The organism is Paenibacillus alkaliterrae (assembly GCF_021532375.1).
Taxonomy (GTDB): domain Bacteria; phylum Bacillota; class Bacilli; order Paenibacillales; family Paenibacillaceae; genus Pristimantibacillus; species Pristimantibacillus alkaliterrae.
Genome location: NZ_JAKGAP010000037.1, coordinates 1 through 22,575, shown reverse-complemented (window position 1 = coordinate 22,575; position 22,575 = coordinate 1). Strand labels below are relative to the sequence as shown.

Genomic DNA, 22,575 nt, shown 5'->3' with positions numbered 1-22,575 from the left:
CATATAAAAACTAAACCCCATATTGCTTCGTTATTTCTGTGATCGCTTCTGCTAAGGCATCTACCTCTGCTTCCGTTGAATAGATACCTACGCTTGCACGGATAGCGCCTGTCGCAGAAGTGCCCGCACATGCATGCGCTAATGGCGTACAATGAAAGCCTGCTCGCACAGCTATCTGATAATGTTGATCCAAAATAAACGATAACTCCGAAGGATCGATACCCTCCACATTAAAAGCGACTATACCAGTGCGCTGCTCCCCGAGTTTTGGACCTAAAAGTCTGACCGCCTTTATCTGCTGAAGTCCTTGTATTAATCTTTGCGCCAATGTCCATTCTTTAGTATGGATGTTCTGCACGGTCTCATTCAAAACATGCATGACACCCATTTTTAAGCCCGCAATACCCGGCGTATTTTGCGTACCCGCCTCATATCGATCAGGCCTTACCTGCGGCTGCTCACGTGCCTCTGATTGACTTCCGGTCCCGCCATGCAGTAAAGGTTCCAATTCAAGCTCAGGATCGATGTAAAGCCCTCCTGTGCCCTGCGGGCCAAGTAATCCTTTATGACCTGGAAAGGCCAGCATATGAATCCCCATCGCGCGTACGTCTACTGGTATTATGCCTGCGCTTTGCGCCGCATCAACAAGCAGCTTAATCCCATGTTTCCTTGTGATTTCAGCTATTTCAGCAATCGGCATAATGGTGCCTAATAAGTTCGAGCTATGATTAACGACGGCAAGAGTAGTATTCGTCTTTACGGCATTCGCCACTTCATCCAGCTTAATATTCCCTCTCTCATCCGCTTCTATATAGGTCACTTCAATTCCAATCTTTTGCTCCAAATAATACAACGGACGCCTTACCGAATTATGCTCCACTGAGGTCGCAATGACATGATCACCTGGCTTAAGCCAGCCTTTGATTGCCATATTCAATGCCATCGTCGTATTAGAGGCAAATGCAATATCATTTGGGTTCTTTATATTAAACAGCTTGCTTAATTGTTTCCTAGTATCAAATAATATACGACTTGCTCGTACGGCCATCGCGTGACTGCCTCGGCCTGGATTTGCCGCATCATGAAGCATCGCCTGTACGACCGCATCGGTAACCGTTGGCGGCTTTGGCCATGAAGTTGCTGCATGATCTAAGTAAATAACCGATTGTTCATTAGTAACCAATTTACCTCACACTCCACTTCTGTTATTCCACAACAATGGCATACCTTAGTTTAATCTTTCAAAAGCAAGATTACAACTTAGGTATGCCATTGTATGAGCATTACATATGTTATTAAGCCATGTATTGAAGCAGCTCCAGCAGTCTCTCCAGATCCTGTTTGCTATAATATTGCAGTTCGATTTTTCCTTTATCCTTTTGCTGTTTAATCTTCACCGTTGTTTTAAAGCGCTCACGCAATGATTCCTCCAGGTGATCGATATACGGGTCGCGTTTTTTCAGTTTTGCCTTTGCTTTATCTTCCGGCTGTTTAGAATCAAGTTTTTGAATAGCCTCTTCGAGCTCGCGAACGCTCCATTCCAATGAAACGGTAAGCTCTGCCAGTTCCTTCTGCGTCTTTACATCTTTAATGCCTACTAAAGCTCGGGCATGCCCCATTGAAATTGTTCCACGTGAAACATTATCTTTTATTTCAGTTGGCAAAGTTAGCAGCCTTACGAAGTTAGCGATGTGTGATCTTGATTTTCCTACCTTCATCGAAAGTTCTTCTTGCGTAAGTTTAAATTTGTCAATTAACGCTTGATACGCAATCGCAACCTCAATCGCATTCAGATCCTCACGCTGGAGATTTTCAATTAAAGCAATCTCCATCACTTGTTGATCCGTGAATGATCTTACTACAGCAGGAATCGTTGGGTTCCCGCAAAATTGCGAGGCACGGAAACGTCTTTCCCCAGCAATAATTTCATAGCCCTTTAGAACGGTACGAACAATTATCGGTTGAATGATGCCATGCTGTTTAATCGATTCCGCCAGCTCTTTGATGGAATCTTCGTCGAACGTTTTACGAGGCTGATATGGATTGGGTCTAAGCTGTGATAATGAAATTTCAATAACCTTATCATCATCGTTAACAGAAAGCGATGGAATAAGCGCATCCAGCCCTCTACCTAGCCGCTTGCTCATACATGATCACTTCCTTCGCAAGTTCAGTATAAACTTCTGCACCTTTAGATCGTGGATCGTATGTGATAATAGCTTGTCCATGTGATGGCGCTTCGCTCAGACGAACGTTACGCGGTATAATGGTATGATATACTTTCTGCTGAAAATACTTTTTAACTTCTTCAATAACTTGAATACCAAGATTCGTTCGGGCATCCAGCATAGTTAAAAGAACACCTTCGATTTGAAGCGATGTATTCAAATGCTTTTGAACGAGTCGAACCGTATTTAACAATTGACTCAATCCTTCAAGCGCATAATATTCGCATTGAATAGGTATTAGTACGGAATCTGCCGCTGTTAAAGAGTTGATTGTCAAAATACCAAGCGATGGCGGGCAATCAATCAAAATATAGTCAAAATCATCCTTTACCATATGCAACGACTTCTTCAAGCGCAGCTCACGGGAAATTGTAGGTACGAGTTCTATCTCTGCACCTGCTAATTGAATGGTCGCGGGAATAATCTTCAAACCAGGGACAGAAGTCTCGAACATTGCATCCCTCGGATGCACATCATTAATAAGCACATCATAAATGCAGTTCGTTACATCGCCTTTGTTAATCCCAAGTCCACTCGTTGTATTCCCTTGTGGATCAATATCAACGAGCAGAACCTTCTTACCTAATGATGCTAAACAAGCAGCTAAATTGACAGACGTTGTCGTTTTTCCGACACCGCCCTTCTGATTTGCAATTGCAATAATTTTCGACAAAACCGGCTCACCTCTATGTGTGCAACTTTAATATGCTAGTTTTACATGTTGAATGGACAACGGCAAACACAAACGGCTCTTGCATTCGTTAGAGGGCAAAAAGCTTATTGCACTGTTAAATTTAAGCCGAGTTTTAAGTGTGAAGCCAATTCGTTTAACCTATTAACTTATCTACAAATGGCATCGCCGCCCTCAATGAGGACGGCACTTAATTTCTATTAATAATAGCATTGGTAACTAAATTTTTATCGTTTAGGAATCTGAATGACGATTTCATAATGGTCTTCATGATCCTTCTCATTTGTTTTTATCTGCAGTCCAGATCCTGAAACCATCTCGATCGATTGCCGAATCGTATTAAGAGCCAAACGCACATCCTTTGTAAAAGACACCCGTTTCGCCTTTTTAATTTTCGTCGATTCTTTCAAAAAGGATATTCTAGTTTCTGTTTGCTTAACGTTTAAATCCTTAGTAATAATTTCATCTAATACTTTCAGTTGAAGCTCTTCATTATCTAATGACAATAAAGCACGCGCATGACGTTCCGTAATCTTCCGTTCCATTAACGCCATTTTAATAGTATCACTTAACAATAACAATCGCAATTTGTTCGCAATAGTAGATTGGCTTTTGCCTAAGCGCTGAGCTAGACTTTCTTGCGTTAATTGATGCAGCTCAATGAGTTTCTGATAAGCAATCGCTTCTTCAATCGCAGACAAGTTTTCTCTCTGAAGGTTTTCAATTAAAGCAATGGAAGCGGTTTGTGAATCATTGAATTCACGAATAATACCCGGAATAGTATCATAGCCAAGCTTTGTAACGGCACGCCAACGACGTTCACCAGCAATAATTTCATATCTCCCGTTGCGCATACGAACAACGATCGGTTGAATGACGCCATGCGTTTTAATCGTTTGGCATAGCTCATCTATCCGTTCGTCATCAAAAATAGTGCGCGGTTGAAACGGACTAGCATCGATTTCATGTATCGGTATTTGTCTAACCTCATCTTGAGGAATGCGCTGATCGGACAATCCGAATAAACGAGAAAATTGTTCTTTCATATCGATAATTACCACCCGATCATGAGATAAACCTTGAGAATAGCATCTGCGCTGAAATCGTTCCTATTTTCACAGGTTATATTTCATACAGTTAGTAGCAGCTGCAAGGTTTTTTGCGATAAACATGCTTCAGAATAAGGCTTAATTTCACACCCGGTCAATGAATTCTACATCATTATTATCTCAAGCGTTACTGTATTCATTTAAATATGGCTAAACCGTTATTTAGCGGTATTCAAACATACCGCTAACACGTTTAACTATCCTATTCGATTTATTATATCGTAAGTCTATTCATCTACCTACAATCATTCGACTATTACAAAACGATCTCCTGCTTGACACCTATTTTTGTTTCACGTGAAACAATTCATAGTCATTAGATAAGTGGTTGTTTGAGAGGAATGCCCGCTTTTCTTGGATATTTTCGAGGTGTAACCTCTGTCTTCTCAATGAAAACAATATGCCGCTCTGATTGTTCATTTGGAAGCGTTAGCTGATGCTGCGACTTAAATCTCCCCTTCAACTCCCGGAGACTGAATGCAGCCTCACGCACCTCTTCATCTGATTGAGAGCCTTTCATAGCCGCGAATAATCCACCTTTTTTGACAAAGGGCAAACAGAACTCATTCAATACATTAAGGCGTGCAACTGCGCGTGCCGTCACTAGATCATAACAATCTCGATGGGCGGGTAATTGAGCGATATCTTCTGCTCGGCCATGAAGGCATACAACATCATTCAATCCGAGTTTTGCCGTTAAATGGGCAAGAAATTGAATTCTCTTATTCAAGGAATCTGCTATCATAACCTGCAAATGCGGGAAGCAAATTTTCAGAGGGATACTGGGAAAACCCGCTCCTGAACCGATGTCGGCCAGCTTATGTACCGCATTCATATTCGTGAAAAATGAAAGTGACACGGAATCGAAAAAATGCTTTTCGTAAACGGCATCTCTTTCCGTAATTCCAGTCAGATTCATTTTCTCATTCCACTCGACAAGCAATTGATAATATAACTCAAATTGATCGAGTTGAACGGGAGAGAGTGAAAGACCACTCTCCTCCATCCTTTTCGTGAACCAAAGCAAAGTAGTATCCATTTTATGAACCTCTCGCAGCCGTTACTCGGTTGTAATGCTCCAAGTATACAAGCAATATGGAGATATCCGCTGGCGTAACACCAGCAATACGCGATGCCTGCCCTATCGATAGGGGTCTGATTAAGGTCAACTTTTGCTTCGCTTCCGATGCTAAGCTGTGAACATCGCTATAATCAATGTCATCCGGAATACGCTTTTTCTCCATTTTGTTCAATCGCTCAACCTGTACCAGCTGTTTTTCAATATAGCCTGCATATTTAATTTGAATCTCAACTTGCTCCTTCATTTCTTCCGTCATTTCCGGAGTGGAAGGAACAACCATTTCAAGCATGGCATAGGTCACTTCAGGTCGGCGCAGCAGCGACAACGCATCCGTACCATTCACCATCGGAGCCGTACCGGCAGCCTCTAAAATAGCATTGACTTGATCAGGTTTTACTTTGACGCTGCGCAACCGTTCGATATCGAGCTCAACGAGCTCTTTTTTACGTAAAAATTTATTGTATCTCTCTTCCGGGATCAATCCGATCTCATAGCCAGTTGGCGTTAACCGCAGGTCTGCATTATCATGACGAAGCAGCAGACGATACTCAGCACGGGAAGTGAGCAAACGATAGGGGTCATTCGTTCCTTTCGTCACCAAATCATCGATCATGACACCGATATATCCTTCAGAACGTCCAATAACGATCGGCTCTTTGCCCTGCACCTTGCGAGCCGCATTAATGCCGGCCATAACACCTTGACCTGCTGCTTCTTCGTAACCGGAGGTTCCGTTGATTTGTCCGGCGGTGAATAAACTGTCAATCACCTTTGTTTCCAAGGACGGCCACAGCTGCGTAGGCACTACTGCGTCATACTCAATAGCGTAACCGTTACGCATCATTTCAACTTTTTCCAAACCTGGGATAGATCGCAAAATACCTAATTGAACATCCTCAGGCATGCTGGTTGACAGCCCTTGCACATAATATTCGGAAGTGTTTTTGCCCTCAGGCTCCAAGAAAATTTGATGCTTCGGTTTATCTGCGAACCGGACGATCTTATCCTCGATCGAAGGGCAATACCGCGGACCCGTTCCTTCAATGGCGCCTGAAAACATCGGAGCGCGATGTAAATTATCGTTAATAATTTTATGAGTCGCTTCCGACGTATAGGTTAACCAACATGGAAGCTGCTCGTTATTGGAGGACTCCGTTTCATGCGAGAAAAACTTAGGTTTTTCATCCCCTGGTTGAATCTCGGTTTTCGAGAAATCAATCGTATCCTTATGCACGCGCGGGGGCGTACCCGTCTTAAAACGTACGAGCTCGAGTCCGTGCTCCTTTAAACTTGCCGACAGCCTCACGGACGGCTGCTGATTGTTCGGACCGCTCTCATACATGAGCTCGCCCATTATGATTTTACCTCGTAAATACGTACCTGTGGTGACAACCGTTGTGCGCGCGCGATATTCGGCACCGGTCTTTGTCACAATTCCTAAGCATTTTCCGTCCTCTACAATTAGTTCCTCGGCCATGCCCTGGCGAAGCGTTAAATGAGGAGTTTCCTCAATCGTCTTCTTCATCAAATGCTGATAATCGAATTTGTCCGCCTGCGCGCGAAGCGCATGAACAGCAGGACCTTTCCCCGTATTCAGCATTCTCATCTGAATAAAAGTCTTATCAATATTCCGTCCCATTTCCCCGCCAAGCGCATCAATCTCACGTACGACATGACCTTTGGCCGGACCGCCAATCGATGGATTACATGGCATAAAGGCAACCATATCGAGGTTTATCGTGAGCAGCAGCGTTTCACATCCCATACGCGCAGCCGCAAGCGCCGCCTCGCAACCTGCATGTCCTGCTCCAATGACAATTACGTCATAATCACCAGCTATATATCCCATTGTTCTTCACCTTCACTTCCATCTATTTCCCTAAACAAAACTGCGAGAAAATCTGATCGATCAATGAATCTCCGGCCTCATCGCCAAGAATCTCACCAAGCGATTCCCATGCGGACCTCGCATCAATTTGAATAACATCGATAGGGATTCCCATATCAGATGCTTCTATTGCATCGACCAACGATTGCCTCGCCCGCTTCAACAAAGAAATATGTCGAACATTGCTGACATAGGTCAAATCATTCGCTTCCAGCTGTCCTTCAAAAAACATTTCGCTGATCTCATGCTCCAAACGGTCTAGTCCCTTTTCCTTAACAACCGACATCTTCACGACAGGAGCTGCCAAAAGCGCTTCCTCCACCACCTCAATTTCTAATTGATGCGGCAAGTCCGTCTTATTTATAACAATTATTACCGGCCGGTCCTTTAATTGCTCAAGGAGCTCGCGGTCTTCCGCCTGCAGCTTCTCATTATAATTAAGAACGAATAAAATGAGGTCCGCTTCTTCAAGCGCACTTCGGGATCGTTCTACACCGATTCGCTCTACGACATCATCCGTATCGCGAATACCTGCGGTATCAAGCAATCGAAGCGGAATCCCGTTAAGCGAAACAAACTGTTCGATCACGTCACGGGTCGTCCCCGGAATATCTGTAACGATCGCTTTGTTCTCCTGCGTAAGCACATTCATCAGCGAGGATTTGCCCACATTCGGACGTCCCACGATCGCTGTCACAATGCCTTCACGTAATATTTTGCCTTCATTCGCCGTTTTTAATAAACGCTCTATCTCATGAATAGCTAAGCCGCATTGGTCACGAATGAATGCACTCGTCATTTCCTCCACGTCATGCTCCGGATAATCAATGTTCACTTCAATATGCGCAAGCAGCTCAATAACCGTTTGGCGGAGCGCCTTGATCCGCTTGGACAATACTCCCTCCGCCTGCTTGCGCGCAACTGAGAAAGCCCGGTCCGATTTGGATCGAATCAAATCAATAACCGCTTCGGCCTGCATCAGGTCGATACGGCCGTTCAGGAATGCCCGTTTCGTAAACTCTCCAGGCTCTGCCGTGCGAAAGCCTTCCAGTTGCAAAACCAAATCCAGCACTTTCTTAACGGCGATGACGCCTCCATGCGCATTTATTTCAACAACATCTTCAGCGGTGAAGGAGCGAGGCCCGCGCATTAATGTTACGAGCACCTCTTCAACCGGCTCACCAGACGTGGAATCAACAATATGACCGTAATGAACCGTATGCGTTTCCGCATCCTTTAGACTTATTTTCGAACGAAAAATACGAGCAATCCCCTCTATTGCATCCGGTCCGCTTACTCGTATTATGGCAATGCCGCCTTCTCCGACTGCTGTCGAAATGGCCGCAATCGTATCGTATACCATTAGCTGTCAGCACCTCTCAAATGGAAAAACAGCAATGACCATTAAGAGCCATTGCTGCGTATAGCATATAGTATCCTATAAATTTCTACCGCGTCTTCTATTGCCTCAGCGCAATGACGACTCGCCTATTCGGCTCATCGCCCTTACTGAATGTTTTCACCTTAGGGTGGTTTTGCAATTGCGAATGAATCACTTTGCGCTCATGCGGCGACATCGGCTCCAGAATAACCTCTTTCCTGGTCCTAATGACGCGCCCTGCCAAACGTTCAGATAAATCCTCTAACGTCTTGCGGCGGCGCTCACGAAAATCCTCTGCATCAAGCACGATCCGCAAATGACTGTTTGAGTAACGGTTAGCCACAATATTTACTAAGTACTGTAGTGCATCCAACGTTTGTCCGCGACGTCCAATCAGCATACCCAGGTCTCCGCTGCCCGATACGGCCAGAAAAGTCCCTTCCCTCGTGTGCTTTCGATCGATGTTCACTTGCAGCCCCATAGTACTAGCCACCTCACGGAGAAATTGCTCCGCTTCCAGCACAGGATCGGGTATTAGCTCAAGCTCAACTTTCGCTTCCTTTGCGCCGAACAATCCCAGAAAACCTTTAGTGGGCTGCTCAAGCACAATTTTTTTAACGCGGTCTTCAGTCACTTGCAATTGTGTTAATCCATTACGTACAGCATCGTCTATCGTCTTGCCCGATGCAACGATTTTCTTCATTTCACAGCAACCTCCTTGACTTTGTCAGAGGAACGAACGTACAGGAAGTAGTTTTGAACGATGGTGTAAATGTTGCTGTATACCCAATAAAGCGGAAGCGCCGCTGGGAATGAAATCGCCATGACGAAGATAAGCACCGGGAAGATCGCCAGCATCATACCCATGCCAGGCATCATTTGCGTTTGCTGCTTCTGCATCATCTTCGATTGAATATAAGTCGTTGCCGCAGCAAGGATTGGAAGAATATAATACGGGTCCTTCTCGCCAAGCTGGAGCCACAGAAACGTATGCTCACGAATATCCGGATTCATGTAAATGGCATTGTACAATGCGATAAATATCGGCATTTGAACAATTAAAGGCAAGCAGCCCGCCATCGGATTCACCTGATGTTTCTGGAACAGCTTCATCGTTTCCTCTTGCTGCTTCTGCGGGTTATCCTTGTGCTTCTTCTTGATCTCAGCCATTTCCGGCTGTAAGGCTTGCATAGCTTTCGAACTGCGGTATTGCTTTAGTGTTAAAGGTAAAATCAATGTTCTTACGATAATCGTCAGAAGCAATATAGCAAGTCCGTACGATTCACCAAACCAGCTGGCAAACGTATCGAGCGTAATTGCGAAATAATAGACGACGTTCTTTTCCCAAAAGTTACCCTCAAGCAAATCCGCGGTTTCCGTTGTATGGTCCGTAGGGGCGCCACAGCCCGCGAGCAAACCCATCAACAGTACTAAACCAGCCACTAAAATCCATTTTTTCTTCGTGTTCCGAAACAACATTAAAACTCCTCTCTGAGAGCCATTACATCAAGCGTTCACTCGCTTATATTTTCAATCTAGACTATACCATATTTTATGGGACAAAGAAACATGGAGCCTGTCCATGCATCCGCTTTCTTCAGCGTATAAGAGATGAGTTTTCCGGGCATGCAAAATCAAGCCTGCAGTATAGCGTCAATCTGCCTGCTTAACCTTGGTAGGACCCGCATTCTTCAGCAAACCGGCCTTCTTCAGCACATGAAGAACGCTCTTCTCCATCTCCTTCATCTTCATCAGCGTCGCTGGCTTTCTTACGATTAGAATGAAGTCGGTCTTCGGAACGATCCGGTTTGCATGCTGTCGAACGATTTCCTTGATCATTCGGCGCATTCGATTGCGTACAACCGCATTGCCTATCTTTTTGCTGGCGGACACCCCTACGCGGAAAGGATCCGCCGAGTGCTGCTTCGACCAATAGACGACAAATTGCCCGTTAGCAAATGATTTGCCGCCTCTATATATCCGGCTAAAGTCTTCCCGGTTGCGAAGACGCAATTTTCTATGCACGACTGCCAGCCACCGTTCTCTTATTCATGCTAGCGTAAACGGCTGACTCCACCCTTAGGCGGTAAAAGCTCGTTTCGCGGTGAAATATAAGCTAAGTATAAGGGTAAAACTTATACATTCTTATATTTCTAAAAAAAAAAGACCACCGGACGTGGTCTTCTGCTTATGCGCTCAGTACTTTTCTTCCTCTTTGACGACGCGCTGCCAAAACTTTACGTCCATTCTTTGTGCTCATCCGTTTACGGAATCCATGCACTTTCGCGCGTTTGCTTACATTCGGTTTAAATGTAGGTCTCATCGTTCTGCACCTCCTATATAGCGTGTAGCTCTATCCTGTTAAAAAACGCTTTTTTTATTAAACCACGTCAGCCGCCAAAAGTCAATGACTCCCCACGCAGCAGCACCTCCCTGCAATGTATTTTGATGTAACGTCTGTGGATAAACGCATGAAACGGCTTCGATAATCAAAAACTAATAACATGTGAATAATCCACAGATGCGGAAAACGAACTTTGTCGAAATCTTAACAAGATATAAACAATATGTAGTGGTGTAGATAACTTTTATGCACAAGCAGTTGAGTATGTGGATAAAATATGCGAATCCGTTGAAATATAAGGCATCTTTTGCTATGATAATTATGTTTTCATTGTGGATTACAGCAATATCGCCTCAATCTTATCAACAGCCTGTGGATAAAATTGTGAACAAACTCTTCCCCTATTTATAACTCATTCGCTTATTTCTCTTCATAATGTGGATGCTTTCGTTATAATACCCTTGTTTTCGACATTTTTCTACGTAACTGCGCCCTTGGCGGCGATTTGGATAAGGAGTGACAGTCTGTGGACAGCCATACCTATGATTTATGGCAGCAAGTATTGTCGATCATCCAGACTAAACTAAGCAAACCGAGCTTTGACACCTGGTTCAAAGCAACGAAAGCTTCTTTTGTCGATGAATCCGTGCTTGAAGTAACCGCGCCGACAACATTTGCGGCCGAATGGCTGGAAGGCCGCTATACGAAGCTGATCAGAACGACTCTGTATGAGTTTTTGGGCAGACAGGTCGACGTTCGCTTCTCTATAGAAGAACTTAGAAGCACCGAGCCGGCTATGCTGTTCCCGCCGAAGGTGGTACACTCGCCTGCCGTGAACGAAGAAACGCATACCCATATGCTTAACCCGAAGTATACGTTTGATACATTCGTCATTGGGGCAAATAACCGCTTCGCGCATGCGGCCTCATTAGCCGTTGCGGAAGCGCCGGCCAAAGCTTATAATCCATTGTTTTTGTATGGCGGCGTAGGGCTTGGAAAAACCCACTTAATGCATGCGATCGGCCATTACATCATGGATCATAACCCGAATACGAGGGTTCTCTATATTTCATCGGAGAAATTTACGAACGAATTTATTAATGCAATCCGCGACAATCGAGGCGAGAGCTTCCGGACCAAATACCGCAATATCGACGTTCTGCTTATTGACGATATTCAATTTTTGGCGGGAAAAGAACAGACGCAGGAGGAATTTTTCCACACCTTCAACGCTCTCCACGAGGAACGAAAGCAAATTGTCATTTCGAGTGACCGGCCTCCAAAGGAAATTCCGACACTGGAAGAGCGGCTGCGGTCCCGCTTTGAGTGGGGACTTATTACCGATATACAGCCACCGGATCTAGAGACCCGGATTGCAATTTTGCGCAAGAAGGCCAGGGCCGAAAATCTGGATATTCCGAATGAAGCGATGATCTATATTGCAAGCCAAATCGATACGAATATTCGTGAATTGGAGGGCGCCCTTATTCGGGTCGTCGCCTATTCCTCCTTGATAAACGCCGATATTACGTCGCACCTGGCGGCAGAAGCGCTTAAGGATATTATTCCTTCGAGCAGGCCAAGGATGATAACCATCCAGGATATTCAGATGAAGGTCGGCGAGTTTTACGGTCTCCGGCTTGAGGAGTTTAAAGCGCGTAAACGTACGAAGGCTGTCGCTTATCCGCGTCAAATTGCCATGTACTTATCCCGGGAGCTGACCGACTTCTCTTTACCGAAAATCGGCGAGGCGTTCGGAGGCCGCGATCATACGACAGTCATCCATGCCCATGAGAAAATTACGCAGCAGCTTAAGATTGATCAAGACTTGTACAAAATTGTTCAAAACCTGTCCGAAAAGATCAAAAATCATATGTGAACAACCAAGCAAGCCTATGCACACGCTATGCACATGTGGATAGGCTTGCTTTATCGGTATTCCACGGGGTTATCCACATATTCAGGCCCCCTACTACTACGACTACTAAAAATCTTTAAAAAAACATCATCTAAACAAGGGGAAAACGGCATTCGCCTTTTCCTGACAGCAACCGACATTCGCGCGTTATCCATACTTGGATAAACCTATATGAACGCTAGGAGTGAAACCATGAAATTATCGATCTCAAAAAATGAACTAAATGATGCAATCCAACAAGTAGCGAAGGCCGTATCCTCACGTCCAGCCATCCCGATACTCGGCGGAATCAAAATCGAAGTCACTCATTTAGGCGTTACGCTGACCGCGAGCGATACCGATATCTCTATTCAAAGCTTTATCCCTGTGGAAAAGGATCAATTCGTTTATGCACATGTGGATAAGCCCGGAAGCGTCGTATTGCCAGCCAAATTTTTTGTCGAAATCGTGAAAAAGCTGCCATCCGATCAAATCACAATTGAAGTAAGCAGCACTTACCAAACGATCATTCGCTCCGGCTCAACTGAAATTCAAATGGTCGGACTTGATCCGGAGGAATTCCCGGTTCTCCCTTCTATAGAACAAAATGAGCTGCTGCAAGTACCTGGCGATTTATTGAAAGCGATGATTCGTCAAACTGTGCTAGCCGCATCAGTTAGCGAACAAACGCCAATTTTGACCGGTGTTTTGTGGCATTTACTTGAAGGCGAGCTGAAGTTCGTTGCAACTGACCGCCATCGACTGGCAAGCCGAACCGCTCAAGTCGACATCGAAGCTGATTTCAAATTCAGTAATGTCGTTATTTCTGCGAAGACGCTTATAGAGCTGTCAAAGCTGGTGCCGGAGCAAAACGCGCTTATCGATATCGTAGTAGCAGACAATCAGGTTCTATTTAAGCTTGGCAATGTTTTGTTCTACACACGCATTCTGGACGGAACTTATCCTGATACTTCTAAAATTATTCCGCAAACGTTCAAAACAGAACTTGTTCTTGATACAAAAAATGTAATGGACGCGATCGACCGTGCTTATTTGATGTCGCGCGAGGAAAAAACGAATATCGTTCGTCTTATGACGCTAGAGGATGGTTCGATTGAGATATCATCCAGCTCCACCGAGCTTGGCCGTGTAACGGAGCAGCTTGAAGCGAAGGAATTTAACGGCGAACCGCTGCGCATTGCTTTTAACTCAAAATATATGCTCGACGTGCTCAAGGTTATCGATAGCGAGCAGCTCTTTATCGGCTTCACCGGCGCCATGAGCCCAATTATCATCCGACCGGTAGATCATGCATACAGCATGTACGTGATCTTGCCTTACCGTACGACTGGCTAGTCGGTCGAAATTCCACCATAAGAAGGGAATGAATCGCTCCAATGAGAGAAATCGCCATTCAAACCGAATATATAACGTTAGGACAGTTTCTAAAGCTGTCGGATTGTATTTCCACAGGCGGCCATGCCAAGTTTTTTCTGCAAGAAAACAAAGTTCTGATTAATGGGGAAACGGATAACCGCCGTGGAAGAAAGCTGTATGGCGGCGATAAAGTTGAGGTTGAGGGCTGCGGCGTATTTACAGTTGGCAGAGCGTAACGCCCAAACGGACCGGGAGGTCAAAACGTGTTTTTAACGAACATACAGCTGCAAAATTATCGTAATTACATCGAGCTGGATCTGCATACGTCTAATAAGGTTAACGTTTTTCTCGGACCAAATGCCCAGGGGAAAACAAACTTGCTTGAAGCGATATTTGTGCTTGCGCTGTCGAAATCGCATCGAACGTCGAAGGATAAGGAGCTCATAGGCTGGCAAAGCGATTCCGCTCGCATTTCTGGCGGGGTCGATAAGCGGTATGGCTCGATCAAGCTTGATTTATTGTTTTCCGCGCAAGGCAAGAAAGCGAAAATTAACGGACTCGAGCAGCGTAAGCTGAGCGATTTCATCGGCTCCGTCAATGTCGTTATGTTTGCGCCGGAGGATCTCGAAATTGTAAAAGGAACGCCGGGTGTGCGAAGACGGTTTCTTGATATGGAAATCGGACAGGTGCAGCCCGGCTATTTGCATACGCTCCAGCAATACGGCAAAGTTCTTCAGCAGCGCAACAATTTTTTGAAGGCATCCTACTCAAGCGGCGCGAATTTGACAATGCTCGAGGTGTGGAATATGCAGTTGGCGGAGCACGGTGTTAAAATCATGAAAAAAAGGAAACACTTTATACATAAATTACAATCGTATGCGGAACAAATCCATTCGGGTATTACGAACGGGTCAGAGACGCTCACAATTGAGTACCGTCCTTCGTATGATGCGGACGCTCTTCAAGATGAATCTGTTTTATTTGATCAATTTATGATAAAGTTAACACAGGTGAAAGATCAGGAGATTCGCAGAGGCGTCACGCTCGTGGGTCCGCATCGCGACGATCTGGCGTTTTTTATAAACGGCAAGGAGGCGCAAATATTCGGATCACAGGGGCAGCAGCGAACGACGGCCCTATCTTTAAAATTAGCGGAAATAGAGCTCATTAACGAAGAAATCGGAGAATATCCGCTTTTGTTGCTTGATGACGTGTTGTCGGAACTCGATCAGAATCGTCAGACGCAGCTTATCGAGACGTTTCAAAGCAAAGTACAAACTTTCATAACAACAACCGGCCTTGAAAGCGTGAATGTGAGCAAGCTTCAGGATGCCGGTATCTATTATGTGCAAGACGGCCGAGTGACGCGTTAGAGTGCGAATTGGAGAGGTGAGCGGAGGATATGTATATTCATTTAGGCGGCGAGAAAATTATTCGGGCTGCGGAGCTTGTGGCCATTTTTGATATTTCGATCGAGCAATCCTCTAAACTATCCAAGCAATTCGTTGCAGGAGCACGTAAGCGTAAGGACGTCGAAACGATAGGCGAGGAAGAGCCGAAATCGATCGTAGTGACGAAGCAGAAAATATATTATTCGCCTATTTCGTCCTCTACTTTGAAGAAACGAGCCCATCATTTTGCGGCGAACGGGTAGAGTGAAGGCGATCAGGAAGAGCAGTTGAGAGGAGCAGTGAGCTTGCATGTCATTGGAGCAGCATACGTATGACGAGAGTCAGATACAGGTCCTGGAAGGGTTAGAGGCGGTTCGCAAACGTCCGGGGATGTATATTGGCTCCACTAGTGGCAAAGGTCTTCACCATCTCGTATGGGAGGTAGTCGATAACAGTATTGATGAGGCTTTGGCCGGTTATTGTACGAAAATCGAAATTATCGTCCATGAGAATAACAGCGTTACCGTTATCGATAACGGACGCGGTATTCCGGTAGGCGAGAATGCGAAGCTGAAAAAATCCACGCTAGAAGTCGTTATGACTGTATTGCATGCGGGAGGTAAGTTCGGCGGCGAGGGCTATAAGGTATCCGGAGGCCTGCACGGCGTAGGCGTATCCGTCGTAAACGCCCTGTCCGAGCTCGTTATTGTTCAAGTAAAACGCGAGGGTCATATTTTCCAGCAGGAATATCGCAAGGGCGCTCCGCAATACGATATCAAAATCATCGGAGATACAGAGGATACGGGTACACAGGTCACGTTTACTCCGGATCCGGAAATATTTACGGAAACGACCGTTTATGATTACGACACGCTGCAGTCGCGGATCCGCGAGCTGGCGTTTTTGAATAAAGGAATCGAGATTGTCCTTTCCGACGAGCGGACCGGCGTCTCCAATTCGTTCAAATACGAGGGCGGTATTAATGAATTCGTTCTCTATTTGAACCGTAATCGCGAAGCGCTTCATGAGGCGCCGATCTATGTAGAGGGCGCTAAGGATCATATCCACGTAGAAGTAGCTCTGCAATACAATGACAGCTATAGCGAGAACATTTACTCATTCGCAAACAATATCAATACGCATGAGGGCGGTACGCATGAATCTGGCTTTAAGAGCGCTCTGACCCGAATCATTAACGATTATGCGCGGAAGACGAATTTGATCAAGGATAATGATTCGAACTTCTCCGGTGATGATGTGCGCGAAGGTTTGACTGCGATTATTTCCGTCAAGATTCCAGAGCCGCAATTCGAAGGGCAGACGAAGACGAAGCTTGGCAACAGCGAGGTGCGAGGCATAGTCGAATCCTTCTTCGCCGAAAAATTGCAGGAGTTTTTGGAGGAGAATCCGTCGGTTTCGCGAAAAATTGTCGAGAAGGGTCTTCAAGCGGCACGCGCTCGTGAAGCAGCGCGTAAAGCACGCGAGCTGACTCGTCGTAAGAGCGCGCTTGAGGTTGGATCGCTGCCAGGTAAGCTGGCGGATTGTTCGTCTAAGGATGCTTCGATCAGTGAATTATACATCGTAGAGGGAGACTCTGCGGGAGGATCCGCGAAGCAAGGGCGTGACCGGCATTTCCAAGCTATTTTGCCGCTTCGCGGTAAAATATTGAACGTAGAGAAGGCTCGTTTGGATCGCATTTTGGGCAATGCGGAAATCCGGGCGATCATTACGGCGCTTGGCACCGGTATAAGTGATGATTTTGATCTAGCCAAAGCTCGTTACCATAAAATCATTATCATGACAGATGCCGACGTCGACGGAGCTCATATTCGTACGCTGATGTTGACATTCTTCTACAGGTATATGCGCCAAATCATCGATGCGGGCTACATTTATATCGCACAGCCGCCGCTCTTCAAAGTCGAGCGTAACAAGGTGATTCGCTACGCACAAACCGAGAAGGAACGCGATCAGATTATCGCTGAGTTTGGCGAAGGCGTAAAGGTTAACGTTCAGCGCTATAAAGGACTGGGCGAGATGAATGCTACCCAACTTTGGGAGACGACGATGGATCCGGAAAGCCGTACGATGCTGCAAGTTACGATAGAAGATGCGATTGAAGCCGATGTCGTATTTGATACGCTCATGGGCGATAACGTAGAGCCGCGCCGTGAGTTTATTCAGAAGTATGCACGATATGTGACGAATCTGGATTTCTAGAAGACAGTTTAGAGAAGAAGCAGCCGCCCGCTATGGACGACTGCTTCTTTTTTTAAACCTGCCATATCCAACCGCATAGCGATATATTTTGTGAAAGACGCTCTGGTCCGGCAGCTTTCGGAAGATGAAGGGATCAGGAAATGTATTGACTTCAAGAATCCAAGGATGAAGTTTCGTATCAATGGCAATATCCACGCCAATTTCCTTTATGTTCGGATAGGCGGACTGCAGATTGTTCGCGATCGTGATGCTAAGCTTTCTTAGTCTATTTTTGAAGGAGGCCAGCTCGGAGGTTGTTGCATGATCGGTCATAAGACGCTCGAGCGCCATTGGAGTTCCGCCGCTGTGGTAGTTGGTTACGATTTTGGCCGGATGTGCCAAGCGTCCGATAATGCCGGTAGCCTCCCATTCATTGCTAAGATTCTTTTGAACCATTACGCGAATATCGAAGCGCCGCTTCTGGTGGTGAAGCAAATGAATTCCTTTTTGCACAATATACTTTCGGTTTTTCTTTTGCTTTACAAGGTTTTGATAAAGCTGTTCGAAGGTTGGGTAGAAACGAATCGCCGTATCTAGCTGGTAACGATAGCCGAGAGAAGGGACAGTTGTTCTTTCCACGCGAATAACGCCATTACCGAAGGTTCCGTTTATCGGTTTGACGTAGACCATTCCGTATTCTTCAAGCATAGATTGTACGTTGCTGCGGCTAAACAGCTTGGTAGAGGGCATATACTGGCGTAAATAATCTGATTTAAGCATAATATTTGTCTTTGCCCATTTACTCTTGACGCGTTGAATACGCAACGTAGTTTCTCCTCTCGTAGACCGTTTTCGTTTAGGTAGGGTTCCAAATGATCAGGAGACAGACTTTGGATTGAGTGATATAATGGAAGTTGGGTCTGTTTATTTTATGGAAGTATTTCGCATGTGGAAAGCGGCGATTCACCTATTTTTCATCACGTTTTGCAACAATTTCGAAGGAATTCCAAAAGCTTGGGCAAAGCAGGTTTATATGCCCGCTTTTTGAGAAAGTAATATAAGGTTATGTTGATTAAAGAGCAGCGATAGATGGCGTCAAGGAGGTAAATCATGGCGGAAGAACAACGTATATCAATAAAGGATCGGGATATCGGTACAGAAATGCGGGATTCCTTTATGGATTACGCAATGAGTATCATAGTAAGCCGTGCTCTTCCCGATGTTAGGGACGGACTTAAGCCGGTACATCGTCGAATTTTATATGCGATGTCAGAGCTTGGCATGTCGCCGGACAAGCCTCACAAGAAATCGGCGAGAATCGTAGGGGAAGTAATCGGTAAGTACCATCCGCACGGCGATTCGGCTGTGTATGAATCGATGGTTCGGATGGCGCAAGATTTCTCCATGCGTTATATGCTCGTTGATGGACATGGAAACTTCGGTTCGATTGATGGCGACTTTGCAGCTGCTATGCGTTATACGGAAGCTCGTCTTTCGAAAATTGCGATGGAGCTGCTTCGGGACATCAACAAGGAAACGATTGATTTCGCTCCGAACTATGACGGAGAGGAATCGGAGCCGGTTGTATTGCCGGCACGTTATCCGAATCTGCTCGTAAACGGCGTGACAGGAATCGCCGTCGGTATGGCTACAAATATTCCGCCGCATAATTTGAACGAAGTTATTGATGGCGTCCAAGCATTAATAAACAATCCAGATATCACGCCACTGGAGTTAATGGATTATATTAAAGGACCGGATTTCCCGACAGCTGCTTTCGTTATGGGGCGCCAAGGCATTCGTCAAGCCTATTTGACAGGCCGCGGATCGGTAACGATGCGTGCGCGTGCAACCATTGAGGAGAACGGAGGCAAAGCGCGCATTATCGTGCATGAGCTTCCTTACCAGGTCATTAAAGCTCGTCTGGTTGAGAAAATAGCCGAGCTTGTTCGCGAGAAGAAAATTGAAGGCATTACCGATTTGCGTGATGAGTCGGACCGTAACGGTATGCGTGTAGTTATAGAGCTTCGCCGCGATGTCAATCCGGGCGTCATTCTGAACAATTTATATAAGCATACGCAGTTGCAATCTAATTTTGGTATCAATATGCTTGCGCTTGTGAATGGTGAGCCCAAGACGCTGAATATACGCGATATGCTTTACCATTACTTGCAGCACCAAATCGAGGTTATTCGCCGTCGGACCGAGTTCGACCTTAAGAAGGCCGAAGCGCGTGCGCACATTTTGGAAGGCTTGCGAATCGCACTCGATCATCTGGACGAGGTTATCGCATTAATTCGCGGCTCCCAAACAGCCGATCAGGCCCGTGAAGGATTGATTAACAGGTTCTCGTTAACTCATGAACAGGCACAGGCGATTTTGGATATGCGTTTGCAGCGTCTGACCGGTCTGGAAAGAGACAAAATCGAAGCAGAATACGAAGAGCTTATGCGTAAAATTGCGGAATATAAAGCGATTCTAGCCGATGAGCAGCTTGTGCTCGATATCATCAGCACGGAGCTTGCAGAGGTGAAGGAGCGTTTCGGCGATGAGCGCCGTACGGAGCTTATGGCCAGCGATGAAGAAATTTTAGACGAGGATCTGATTCCTCGCGAGGATGTCATTATCTCCATTACCCATTCCGGCTACATTAAGCGTCTTCCGGTTACGACTTACCGCAGCCAGAAACGCGGCGGCAAGGGCGTAGTGGGAATGGGAACCAAGGATGATGATTTTGTCGAGCATCTCTTTGTTTCCAACACTCATCACTTTCTCTTGTTCTTTACGAACAAAGGAAAGGTATATAAACTCAAAGCTTATGAGATTCCGGATTTGAGCCGTACAGCTCGCGGAACACCGATCATTAATCTCATTCAAATTGAACAAGGCGAGACGATCAATGCCGTTATACCGGTGCAAGAGTTCGACTCGGAGCATTACCTGTTCTTTGCAACGAGACAAGGGGTTGTGAAGAAGACGCCGCTTGATGACTACGTCAACATCCGTAAAGTCGGATTGATCGCAATCTCGCTGCGCGAGGACGATGATTTAATCGGCGTGAAGCTAACGGACGGCAACCAAGAAATTATAATGGGAACCGCGCAAGGCATGTCGATTCGTTATTCTGAGCAGGATGTCCGTTCGATGGGGCGTTCGGCGACGGGCGTTAAGGGTATCCAGCTGGACGATGATGATTCGGTTATCGATATGGATGTTATTGTCCCGGACAAAGATATTCTAATCGTTACGTCGAGGGGTTACGGAAAGCGCACACCAGTAGCGGATTACCGTATTCAAAACCGTGGCGGCAAAGGAATTAAGACGCTAAACGTTACGGAAAAGAATGGTCCGATCGTATCGCTTAAGGTCGTGGAGAATGATGAGGATCTTATGATTATGACCGCTTCCGGTACGATGATCCGCACAAGCATGGAAGGCATTTCAACCATGGGCCGCAATACGCAAGGTGTAAGGCTTATCAATACGCGTGATGACGATACAGTAGCAACGGTTACTCGTGTAGCACGCAGCGAAGATAATGAGGCATTGGATGAGATAGATGAGCAAGATAGCGGTGAAACGCCATTAGAATAACGCTCGCAAGTCATATTTCGGGTACAGGGGGAGAGGACACACGTGGCAGCGGTAACGTTATCACAACTAAATCCAGGCGACAAAATCAGTGAAGATGTCCTCACTCCACTGGGAAGTATACTACTTCAAAAGGGGAAGGTCATTACCCCCAAAGAAATAGAAATATTGCAAGCATTCCTAGTCGCGAGCGTTGATATAGAAGGCGGCACATCCAATAAAGCGCGCGAAAATACAAATGAAGATGCCGTGCAGGTAACGAACGTATCGTTCGTTACCACTTCGCTTCATGAAGAGTATGACAAAATGGTTCAAGTATTGCGCAACGTATTTAACTCCTTCGTTGCGGGCTCAAGCTTACCAATTATGGATATTCGGAAGCAGCTCGAGAATACGCTCGAGAATATAAAAACCTATAACTTGTTGACCTTTATGCCCCGGCAATTTATGGAGAAGGACTATCTGCTTCATAATAGTATCGCGTCGGCACTAACTTCCTATCAAATTGCGCAGTGGACCGGATTCCCGCAAAAGGATTGGATGCAAATCGCATTCGCCGGCCTTTTGCACGATATAGGAAACGTACGTATCGACAAAGCGATTTTGTCGAAACCTAACGCATTATCGCCAGATGAGAAGGAAGAAATGAAGAAGCATACTGTCCTTGGATATCAATTGCTTAAAAATGTACCCGCACTGAATGAAGGGGTCAAGTTAGCCGCGCTGCAGCATCACGAGAAGGTAGATGGTACAGGATATCCCCTTGGCATCGACTCAACCAAAATACATCCTTATGCTAAAATTGTGGCGATAGCAGATATCTTTCATGCCATGACCTTGAACAAAGCCTATCGCAAAGCCGTTTCTCCATATTTGGTCTTGGAGCAAATTCAAAGCGATGCTTTCGGCAAGCTGGATCCTGCTTACGTTCGTACGTTCGTAGAGAAAGCAACCCAGTTCCATAATGGAACCGTAGTTAAGCTGAGCGATGAGCGTATCGGAGAAATCGTTTTTACGGACCGCACTCACCTAACCAGACCATGGGTAACCATTAATGGAACGATTATTAACCTGTCTATAGAAAGACATCTTCATATAAAAGAAGTATTGAGATAATCGAATCAATCAGCGGGTCCAATATACGTTGTATCGAGGCTAAGCCAGCTCCTGCATAGTATGGGTGCTCGCTGTTTTCTTGTTAATTTGATAGGATGACGTGTGAATTAAAAAAAGTACTTGCAATCGTATGGGCTAATGTGATATATTATCTAAGTCGCCGCTGAAACATACGGCTACACGAATGAAAAGATTGCTCTTTGAAAACTGAACAACGAGTGAAACTGCCCTTGCAATCCTAACGGATTGTGAGAAAAGCGATAAAAAAGTAATGAGCAAGTC

General features: G+C 45.6%; 20 protein-coding genes. 8 read left to right on the top strand and 12 right to left on the bottom strand.

Annotated elements, in window-relative coordinates:
• Positions 1-10 precede the first annotated feature (10 nt).
• The 11 genes from L1N85_RS15825 to rpmH form a co-directional block, all read right to left on the bottom strand.
• A complete protein-coding gene (locus tag L1N85_RS15825; protein ID WP_235240049.1) occupies positions 11-1,183 on the bottom strand; it encodes an aminotransferase class V-fold PLP-dependent enzyme in 1,173 nt (390 codons plus the stop codon).
• 112 nt (positions 1,184-1,295) lie between these two features.
• Entirely contained in the window at positions 1,296-2,147 is an 852-nt protein-coding gene (locus tag L1N85_RS15820; RefSeq protein ID WP_235240048.1) for a ParB/RepB/Spo0J family partition protein, read from the bottom strand.
• On the bottom strand, positions 2,128-2,901 hold the full coding sequence (locus L1N85_RS15815) for a ParA family protein (RefSeq protein ID WP_235240047.1): 774 nt from the start codon (positions 2,899-2,901) through the stop codon (positions 2,128-2,130). The genes L1N85_RS15820 and L1N85_RS15815 overlap by 20 nt, the downstream gene beginning before the upstream one ends.
• Before the next feature lie 245 nt (positions 2,902-3,146).
• Entirely contained in the window at positions 3,147-3,965 is an 819-nt protein-coding gene (noc, locus tag L1N85_RS15810; protein ID WP_235240046.1) for a nucleoid occlusion protein, read from the bottom strand.
• A 379-nt stretch (positions 3,966-4,344) separates the two neighbouring features.
• Positions 4,345-5,067 (bottom strand): 16S rRNA (guanine(527)-N(7))-methyltransferase RsmG, encoded by a 723-nt coding sequence (gene rsmG, locus L1N85_RS15805; RefSeq protein ID WP_235240045.1) that lies wholly within the window; start codon positions 5,065-5,067, stop codon positions 4,345-4,347.
• A 1-nt stretch (position 5,068) separates the two neighbouring features.
• Complete coding sequence (gene mnmG, locus L1N85_RS15800; RefSeq protein WP_235240044.1) at positions 5,069-6,958, bottom strand: tRNA uridine-5-carboxymethylaminomethyl(34) synthesis enzyme MnmG; 1,890 nt, start codon at positions 6,956-6,958, stop codon at positions 5,069-5,071.
• Positions 6,959-6,980: 22 nt separating this feature from the next.
• Complete coding sequence (gene mnmE / locus L1N85_RS15795) at positions 6,981-8,360, bottom strand: tRNA uridine-5-carboxymethylaminomethyl(34) synthesis GTPase MnmE (RefSeq protein ID WP_235240043.1); 1,380 nt, start codon at positions 8,358-8,360, stop codon at positions 6,981-6,983.
• Between the two features lie 97 nt (positions 8,361-8,457).
• Entirely contained in the window at positions 8,458-9,081 is a 624-nt protein-coding gene (gene jag, locus L1N85_RS15790) for an RNA-binding cell elongation regulator Jag/EloR (protein ID WP_235240042.1), read from the bottom strand.
• A complete protein-coding gene (locus L1N85_RS15785; protein WP_235240041.1) occupies positions 9,078-9,857 on the bottom strand; it encodes a YidC/Oxa1 family membrane protein insertase in 780 nt (259 codons plus the stop codon). Before L1N85_RS15785 ends, jag begins: the two co-directional genes overlap by 4 nt.
• Positions 9,858-10,031: 174 nt before the next feature.
• Complete coding sequence (gene rnpA, locus L1N85_RS15780) at positions 10,032-10,403, bottom strand: ribonuclease P protein component (RefSeq protein WP_235240040.1); 372 nt, start codon at positions 10,401-10,403, stop codon at positions 10,032-10,034.
• Between the two features lie 163 nt (positions 10,404-10,566).
• A complete protein-coding gene (gene rpmH / locus L1N85_RS15775) occupies positions 10,567-10,701 on the bottom strand; it encodes a 50S ribosomal protein L34 (RefSeq protein ID WP_084134421.1) in 135 nt (44 codons plus the stop codon).
• A 547-nt stretch (positions 10,702-11,248) separates the two neighbouring features.
• On the opposite strand from rpmH, the gene dnaA reads away from it, so the two are divergent.
• From dnaA to gyrB, 6 genes are all read left to right on the top strand, one after another.
• A complete protein-coding gene (dnaA, locus tag L1N85_RS15770; protein WP_235240039.1) occupies positions 11,249-12,601 on the top strand; it encodes a chromosomal replication initiator protein DnaA in 1,353 nt (450 codons plus the stop codon).
• A 231-nt stretch (positions 12,602-12,832) separates the two neighbouring features.
• Complete coding sequence (gene dnaN, locus L1N85_RS15765; protein ID WP_235240038.1) at positions 12,833-13,975, top strand: DNA polymerase III subunit beta; 1,143 nt, start codon at positions 12,833-12,835, stop codon at positions 13,973-13,975.
• Between the two features lie 41 nt (positions 13,976-14,016).
• Positions 14,017-14,232 (top strand): S4 domain-containing protein YaaA, encoded by a 216-nt coding sequence (gene yaaA, locus L1N85_RS15760; protein WP_235240037.1) that lies wholly within the window; start codon positions 14,017-14,019, stop codon positions 14,230-14,232.
• Between the two features lie 27 nt (positions 14,233-14,259).
• Positions 14,260-15,369 (top strand): DNA replication/repair protein RecF, encoded by a 1,110-nt coding sequence (gene recF / locus L1N85_RS15755; protein WP_328285225.1) that lies wholly within the window; start codon positions 14,260-14,262, stop codon positions 15,367-15,369.
• Positions 15,370-15,398: 29 nt separating this feature from the next.
• A complete protein-coding gene (remB, locus tag L1N85_RS15750; protein ID WP_012772007.1) occupies positions 15,399-15,650 on the top strand; it encodes an extracellular matrix regulator RemB in 252 nt (83 codons plus the stop codon).
• 46 nt (positions 15,651-15,696) lie between these two features.
• A complete protein-coding gene (gyrB, locus tag L1N85_RS15745) occupies positions 15,697-17,607 on the top strand; it encodes a DNA topoisomerase (ATP-hydrolyzing) subunit B (protein WP_235240036.1) in 1,911 nt (636 codons plus the stop codon).
• A gap of 30 nt (positions 17,608-17,637) precedes the next feature.
• On the opposite strand, the gene L1N85_RS15740 is transcribed toward gyrB, so the two are convergent.
• Entirely contained in the window at positions 17,638-18,411 is a 774-nt protein-coding gene (locus L1N85_RS15740) for a YheC/YheD family protein (protein ID WP_235240035.1), read from the bottom strand.
• A 285-nt stretch (positions 18,412-18,696) separates the two neighbouring features.
• Here L1N85_RS15740 and gyrA point away from each other — a divergent pair, with 285 nt between their 5' ends.
• On the top strand, positions 18,697-21,180 hold the full coding sequence (gene gyrA / locus L1N85_RS15735; RefSeq protein WP_235240034.1) for a DNA gyrase subunit A: 2,484 nt from the start codon (positions 18,697-18,699) through the stop codon (positions 21,178-21,180).
• Between the two features lie 42 nt (positions 21,181-21,222).
• Positions 21,223-22,293, top strand: a complete 1,071-nt coding sequence (locus L1N85_RS15730; protein WP_235240033.1) for an HD-GYP domain-containing protein — start codon at positions 21,223-21,225, stop codon at positions 22,291-22,293.
• The last annotated feature ends 282 nt before the right edge of the window (positions 22,294-22,575 follow it).